The sequence below is a fragment of the Paenibacillus sp. RC21 genome (assembly GCF_044907935.1).
Lineage (GTDB): Bacteria > Bacillota > Bacilli > Paenibacillales > Paenibacillaceae > Paenibacillus > Paenibacillus terrae_A.
The window spans coordinates 1-6,673 of sequence record NZ_JBIYCS010000020.1; the positions used below are offsets into that span (position 1 = coordinate 1).

Genomic DNA, 6,673 nt, shown 5'->3' on the forward strand with positions numbered 1-6,673 from the left:
AGCACCCTGCCGTTATAGTCCGCCGGAAGCTGGACTCCGTCCCCCACCAGCGCGATGCGAGCGCCTGAATCTTGAAGCATGTAGGCGATCCGTTCATCCGGAGAAGCCGGGTCCATCGGCACGTAGGCCCCGCCTGCTTTCAGGACAGCGAGAATGGCGATGACCACCTCTGCGCTGTGTTTGGCACAGATCGCAACCCGATGGTCGGCCTGCACCCCGGCTGCCCGGAGGCTATGCGCCAACCGATTGGCCTGAGCATTGAGCTCCCGGTAGGTGAGCCTGCGATCCTCGCAGATGACTGCCGTCTGTTCCGGTGTACGCCCCACCTGTTGTTCAAACAGCTGCTCTACCGTCTGCCCCCGCGGATAATCTGCCGCCGTATCGTTCCAGTCATAGAGCGTTGCCTTTACTTCGTCTTCATCCATCATGGATAATTCGGCTATAGTACAATTCGGAGAACCTGACATTCCACGCGCAATGTTCAGTAGATAAGACATGATGGATGAAATTTCCTCACCGTTAAACAACTCTGTACGATAATCGACGTATATTTCCATCGCATGCTTATCTATTTTTTCGACGACATGAATCAACAAATCGTTGACCTCATCCCCACAAAAATTCGTATAAGCAATTAACGGAGCCCCGTCGATTTCCTGCACGGTCAGTGGTCTATACTCCATTGCCGTTCCAAACAACCTTTGAATGTCCTGAGCTGTATGCAACTCACGAATATCCTTGATGAGCTGGTTATATGGATATTTTTGATGACGTAAAATTTTGGACTGCAACTTAGATACCTTTTGAAGAAAGGAAAGTACTTCTTCCTGAGGGTCTACAAATATTCTTACAGCTGTGGTGCTCACATACATTCCGAGAGTTTCTTTTTCCTCTCTCGTAGAGCGATTCACATAATTGGTTCCAACCACCATATCGCTTTCGTGCGTCATTTTATTCATGTATACGTAGAATGCGCTTAGGAAAAACGTAAACATACTGATTTTATATTGATCCGAAAACAGCTTAATACGTTGATATAATTCGGCATCAATATCAAAATATTTTCGTTCACCCTTGGTACTTGTCAGTAATGAATTGTGTGGTTTGAGTTCGGTTAGAACCGGTAACGTTTGAAACTGCTCCAACCAAAACGCTTTATCTTTTTGATAACGTTCCGATTGTTCATAATTTTTTTCAGTAAATATGTAATCGATGTAAGAGCCTGCATTCGACGAGGGTGGGAATTGACCCTCTTTAATATCCGTGTAGGTTTTTGTAATTTCGTTTACCAGATTAGCCAGACTGATTCCGTCGGATATTATATGATGAATTTTGATGTTGTAACCAAAGCATTTGTCTTTAATTTTAAAAATTATGAATTGGTATAAATCAGAATCATAGAGTTTGAGAGGTTCTCTATTATGAATATCGAGCCAACTGTCCACATACTGTTCATAGTTTTCTTCCGGTATCTCCACATGAACTATTGTATTATATGTAAGAGGACCGATATATTGCTTCGTTTCCTCCCGCTCAGTCATCAGCTTTATGCGGAAAGCAGTGTGCCGCTTAATGACTGTTTCAATAACATGCTGTAATAAATAAAGATTTATAGGAACCGTGAATTTAATCGTGCCCGAAAGAAGACAGGAAGCCGTATTCGGATTCAGCATTTCGGTATACCAGATTCGTTGTTGTGCTTGTGTTAACGGATACAATGTTTTTTCAGTATGTTCCATATTTACGCCTCGCTTTATGTGCTAATTTGTAATACGAACCTTGTCAACACAAAACGTAAAAACATTAATTTACCAACATCCATATCATAACATCATATTTTTGTCGAAGTAACGTTAAAATTGTCGAATTGTTAAATTATTGATTTATTTTTTTCTACTAACCTTTAACATATCATCTATAATTGAAAACGCTTTATAAATTCCCCTCCTTCTGGGAATCGCTTTTATTTTTTCTTGAATAATCTGGATTTTTACACTGGTTTACCTAATTTCTCAAGGAAGACGGTGTTAAATCTATTCTTTGATTCTCGGGTTCCGATCTGATATTAAATTGAATCCTCTGCTCTTTAAATTCAGCTTTAAAAATACGTCTTTCTTATTCCGGTCACTCATTTCTCAGTGGGTTGTCTGTAATCTACTAAACCACTTTTTTCTGTCTATATACACAATATACACAATCATGATTTCTCATTCGCAAACACAGCATGAAAATAGCGAGTAGGCTTGTAGAGTTCAAGATGACGCAAAACTAAAAAGTGGACACCAAGAAACGAGAATTCGAGAATAAAATCAAATTCATTCGAGGTGTCCAAATGAGCAAAAAATATGATAAAGCATTCAAAGTTCAGCGTTCAAATGATTCAAGAAACAGGGAAAGCTGTTGCGCAAGTGGCGCGTGAGCTTGGGATTTCCGCAAACACGCTGTACCGTTGGGTTGCCGAATGCAAACAGGATGACAGCGAGACCTTTCCAGCCAGCCCAATGTAGCGCTTCCTCCCGTCAGCCGGATATCCGTACTTAGCTTTATCTGCACGTTGGAGGATTCTGTAATCCCGGCCACCTCTCCGAATGTCCCAACAATATCGACGTTGCCGTCCTCCGTTTAGAATCACGACACCCGCCGTGAATTTAGCTTCTATATTCGTTTCTGGAGGCACATGAGCTTCAATGAGGATTTTTTTGATTCACTCCCTGCTTCAAATAAGATACGAAGTTTCTTCCCTCGCACAGTAATGTACTGCCAGAAACAAACTAATTGTTGAGGTAGCAGATGTGTTTCGACGGAAGTCACAAAGCTAATCTCTTCCTCTGCATCAAAACAAATCAACAGTAGATCGTTTTCTTCTCTTGGATTATGTTCAATAGCTTGATTAACGACCCATTTACCGTGTAGGACTTTGATCATTTTGCAATGTATCCAATTTTCTTGGTTAAATTCCTTTTGCAGCACTTCAAATAATTCATAAGGATCTTTGTAGTAAAGATAGAAGGTCCTGTGGTTAATGTCAGCTTGTTTGCATATTTCGGTGACCGTTATTTGAGGCAATTTTCTCGTTTCCAACAGAGCAAGGAAACTCTTCTTGATGAGGTCTATCGTATATTTGGTTCTTCTATTGTTCTTACTCCGACCATACGATCCTCCTCTTCCCACATCATTTAAACAAACACTAGACGATTTGTTGAATTGATAACATTAACTCGTTTATTGGTTATTGTGATTCTGGATATTTTGAGATTGTACTAACAATGTGGTATTTAATCTAAAGGTGTTTATCTTATGAAAATAATCGAAACGGAGTATTTGATATGAGATGAGAACCGTGGCCGTGGAAGAAGCGAAGAATGGCATACTCGTGAACCTGTTGGATCCGGGCAATTTGAAAACCAAAAAAAATCCACATGGAACCGGATACCCTACAACGGTAGTTGATAAAATAGTTACTTTGGCTTCCTGACGCAAACTGTACTATTCATACCAACAGTGACGGACGCAGGGGGTGAACTCACACTTAGAAGCAGGTCTAGTTAAACGATTCCCTCCGATATTTCCCCTACTGGCAAACAAAATGCATAAAAAATTCTAAAAATAGTCTAATGACATCGGAGGACCCCGAATTCATGATATGGAATATCTGGTCTTTTATACACCGAATAAATATCATCACTAATCTCTTTCAACTTGTACTGACCACAATGTAGTCCGGTTGAGCCAACGCTTCGCTCACGAGGCCATCATGTTTGGAACCAGCGTTTCGACCACCTGAAGGAGTTGCCCATTTTGGACTCGTAAAGCGACATGAAGTTTAATACCTGCGCGCTCCCCGTGATAAGGAGCCCAGGGCAGTCGTGTTTTTCCCACCGTCATGGTGGTCGAATCGATCAGGAGTAATTCTTTGGGAAACGTAAGTTTTCGGCGTGTTTCTCGGCTACACTTGTGAATGACCCGATGAAAAGCTCCTTAAATATAGCAAAGGGGATTTCGGCCGCTTTGGTGGAAAAACACGAATAATGAATCTTAGGTAAGCCACTGCGAGCGGCATGGTCCACACCGGAACGATAACTGTCCCATTGTTCTAAGGCAGCTACACACCAGTATTGAAGTAAGTGGGTTACTGTGAATTTACGGGCTTTGTCTTCATAATCTGCTCCCTTGGCAACGCTTTGCACTTCTTCCGGTGTCAGAATAGATTGAAGGATGAATGGGATCGTGATAGACTTTTTCTACCATTTAGTGGTTAATCAACAGGTGTGTTACATTATAGAAATAATCTTATTTTCTGTCATTAATTTTAGTACACAACTTCACTGTCCGTAGACAACTATTTTATTTTAGATATAAATCTTTTTATTTACTGGTTTTATAATTATTAGTCACAGAAGGATGTACTGTATTCTACAACACATATTAGCATTTGAAAATCGATTTCCATATCCAAAATTAATAATAGTCGATCAGGTCTAACTTTCGAAATCCTGAGATAAGTTTGATTCAAGATTATCTAATAGCACACAAAATAACCCATTATCGGAACTTACATACTCCTCCATTAGCAGCCACTCCAAATTAACATTAAAGTTTAGTTTTAGGGCGATTAAGGTTTCTATTGACGGCTTATATTTATCTTTTTCCAATTCACTCAATTGTGCGCCTTGCTGCTAACAAACATAAGAAGCATTCAAATTCTGCTCCACCTATCCCATTCAAATTAAAGGAGTGTTTTGATATGAATAAACTGACGAATGATGAAATCCGCCAAAATGTACGGAACCATTACCAACAGATTGCTGTTAAGGAAGTCAATCCCCCCCGCAGCAGGCAGCTGCTGTGGAGCTCCGTCAGATGCGGATAGCCTCTCATCACAAATGGGTTATTCGACTGAGGAGTTAACAGCTGTCCCTCAAGGAACAAATCTCGGACTTGGCTATGGTAACCCACAAGCTATTGCAGAACTGAAAGCAGGAGAAGTTGTTCTCGATCTGGGCAGCGGCGGCGGATTCGATTGTTTTTTGGCTTCTGCTGCGTGAAACGAACGACAGGAACATAGAGCGCTTTGGCCGGGTTGCTCTCGCCCGACGTAGGCGCTCTAGTTATCGGCGTGAGTAGCGGCCCAGCGGTGCATTTTTAAACCACAACTTGATAAAATTTAGTTTTTTTTAAATTATGTTTCGAGCGTTAAGTTTGCTATAGTGTACGCCTCAATTTTAGACTACAATGAAGATACCAAATATGGAAGCGTTTTATATCTGTCCGGTAAGTTGGCCAATACTTGAAATAATGTATCATTGTCAGCCATTTCTTTCATGTTTGGTCAATCTTTTATGGAGGTGTAAAATGAAGAAGAAATCTTGGTTTACTTTACTGGCAACTGGAATTGTCTCTTTGTTGTTTACGGTAAACGCTTCTGCGGGGTATGTTTTTTGGGAACCACTTAATTACTTTAATTCAGGTGCATGGGAAAAGGCGGATGGATATTCAAATGGGAACATGTTTAATTGCACTTGGCGTGCCAATAATGTCAATTTTACTAACGATGGCAAAATGAAGCTTGGCTTAACGAGTTCTGCATACAATAAATTTGACTGCGGAGAGTATCGATCGACGAACACTTACGGATACGGCTTATACGAGGTCAGCATGAATCCTACTAAAAATACAGGAATCGTATCTTCCTTTTTCACGTATACGGGACCTACTGATGGCACGCAATGGGATGAAATAGATATTGAATTTTTAGGCAAAGACACGACAAAAGTGCAATTCAACTATTATACAAACGGGGTCGGTGGTCACGAGAAGATTGTAGATCTGGGCTTCGATGCATCAAAAGGCTTTCACACCTATGCATTCGATTGGCAGCCAGGATACATTAAGTGGTATGTTGACGGGGTTCTAAAGCATACGGCAACTACAAACATACCAAGCACGCCAGGCAAGATTATGATGAATTTATGGAATGGCACTGGCGTTGACGACTGGCTAGGTTCGTATAATGGAGCGAATCCGCTATACGCTGAATATGATTGGGTAAAATACACGAGCAATTAGCCCATAGTACCAAAAGCAGCCCTGTAGTGGCTGTTTTTTTTGATGATGCATTCGGCCATGAATAAAATCGCTGGAAATCTATTCAAAGCTGGCGATCACCGATGCGCAGCTGAATATAATCAGGTATTTAATAAATCCCCTGTTTAACCCATATGTTTGCGGATGGTTAGCATTTTCCTGCTTCAATTACTTTAAAGATACCAATACAGGAAAGGGGTCATGTAACTCCAATCGGTTTATAACTCAGGAACCAACTTTAATGAAGGGAAGTCAGACAACAAGTATTACGTTTGAAGGAATCATCCCCGGTTCAGCTTCAAGTTCAAGCTTATATTGCTGTCCATTCCACCTTAGGATACTCACGCTCGCGTTTTCTATTTTCTTTCCTGACCATATACTGCTTATTGACATCTGCTTAGCGACTCGCTTTGATACATTAACATGTGCCTTTCAAGGCTTTTTGGACGTTGGCTTCAATTATGAACAGGCTAGCTTAGGTTTGAAATATGTTCCTAGTACCTTGACCAAATCAAATTTGAGGATAGAGATGTTTTAATTTACCTCTAGCCTGCTCGGTAGTAAACTGCCATTCAACCGATTTCTTCGT

At 40.9% G+C, this 6,673-nt stretch carries 6 protein-coding genes and 1 pseudogene; 4 read left to right on the top strand and 3 right to left on the bottom strand.

The window, feature by feature from the left end; translation table 11 throughout:
- Window positions 1-1,739: condensation domain-containing protein (locus tag ABIA61_RS26520; RefSeq protein WP_404581506.1), on the bottom strand; the 1,739-nt coding region annotated here is incomplete at its 3' end.
- A gap of 636 nt (window positions 1,740-2,375) precedes the next feature.
- Here ABIA61_RS26520 and ABIA61_RS26525 point away from each other — a divergent pair.
- Window positions 2,376-2,507, top strand: a complete 132-nt coding sequence (locus tag ABIA61_RS26525) for a transposase (protein WP_404559674.1) — start codon at window positions 2,376-2,378, stop codon at window positions 2,505-2,507.
- A 148-nt stretch (window positions 2,508-2,655) separates the two neighbouring features.
- On the opposite strand, the gene ABIA61_RS26530 is transcribed toward ABIA61_RS26525, so the two are convergent.
- The gene (locus ABIA61_RS26530; RefSeq protein ID WP_283653428.1) at window positions 2,656-3,081 is read right to left on the bottom strand and encodes a TetR/AcrR family transcriptional regulator; all 426 of its coding nucleotides are present in this window, start codon (window positions 3,079-3,081) and stop codon (window positions 2,656-2,658) included.
- 250 nt (window positions 3,082-3,331) lie between these two features.
- Between ABIA61_RS26530 and ABIA61_RS26535 the strand changes: the two genes are divergently transcribed.
- On the top strand, window positions 3,332-3,475 hold the full coding sequence (locus tag ABIA61_RS26535; RefSeq protein WP_283653429.1) for a hypothetical protein: 144 nt from the start codon (window positions 3,332-3,334) through the stop codon (window positions 3,473-3,475).
- 266 nt (window positions 3,476-3,741) lie between these two features.
- Here the strand turns inward: ABIA61_RS26535 and ABIA61_RS26540 are convergent, their stop codons facing one another.
- Window positions 3,742-3,885 (bottom strand): hypothetical protein, encoded by a 144-nt coding sequence (locus ABIA61_RS26540; protein WP_404581508.1) that lies wholly within the window; start codon window positions 3,883-3,885, stop codon window positions 3,742-3,744.
- Window positions 3,886-4,744: 859 nt separating this feature from the next.
- On the opposite strand from ABIA61_RS26540, the pseudogene arsM reads away from it, so the two are divergent.
- A pseudogene (arsM, locus tag ABIA61_RS26545) lies at window positions 4,745-5,036 on the top strand (arsenite methyltransferase); the annotation flags it as partial.
- 316 nt (window positions 5,037-5,352) lie between these two features.
- Window positions 5,353-6,066, top strand: a complete 714-nt coding sequence (gene bglS / locus ABIA61_RS26550) for a beta-glucanase (RefSeq protein WP_283653430.1) — start codon at window positions 5,353-5,355, stop codon at window positions 6,064-6,066.
- Window positions 6,067-6,673 lie beyond the last annotated feature (607 nt).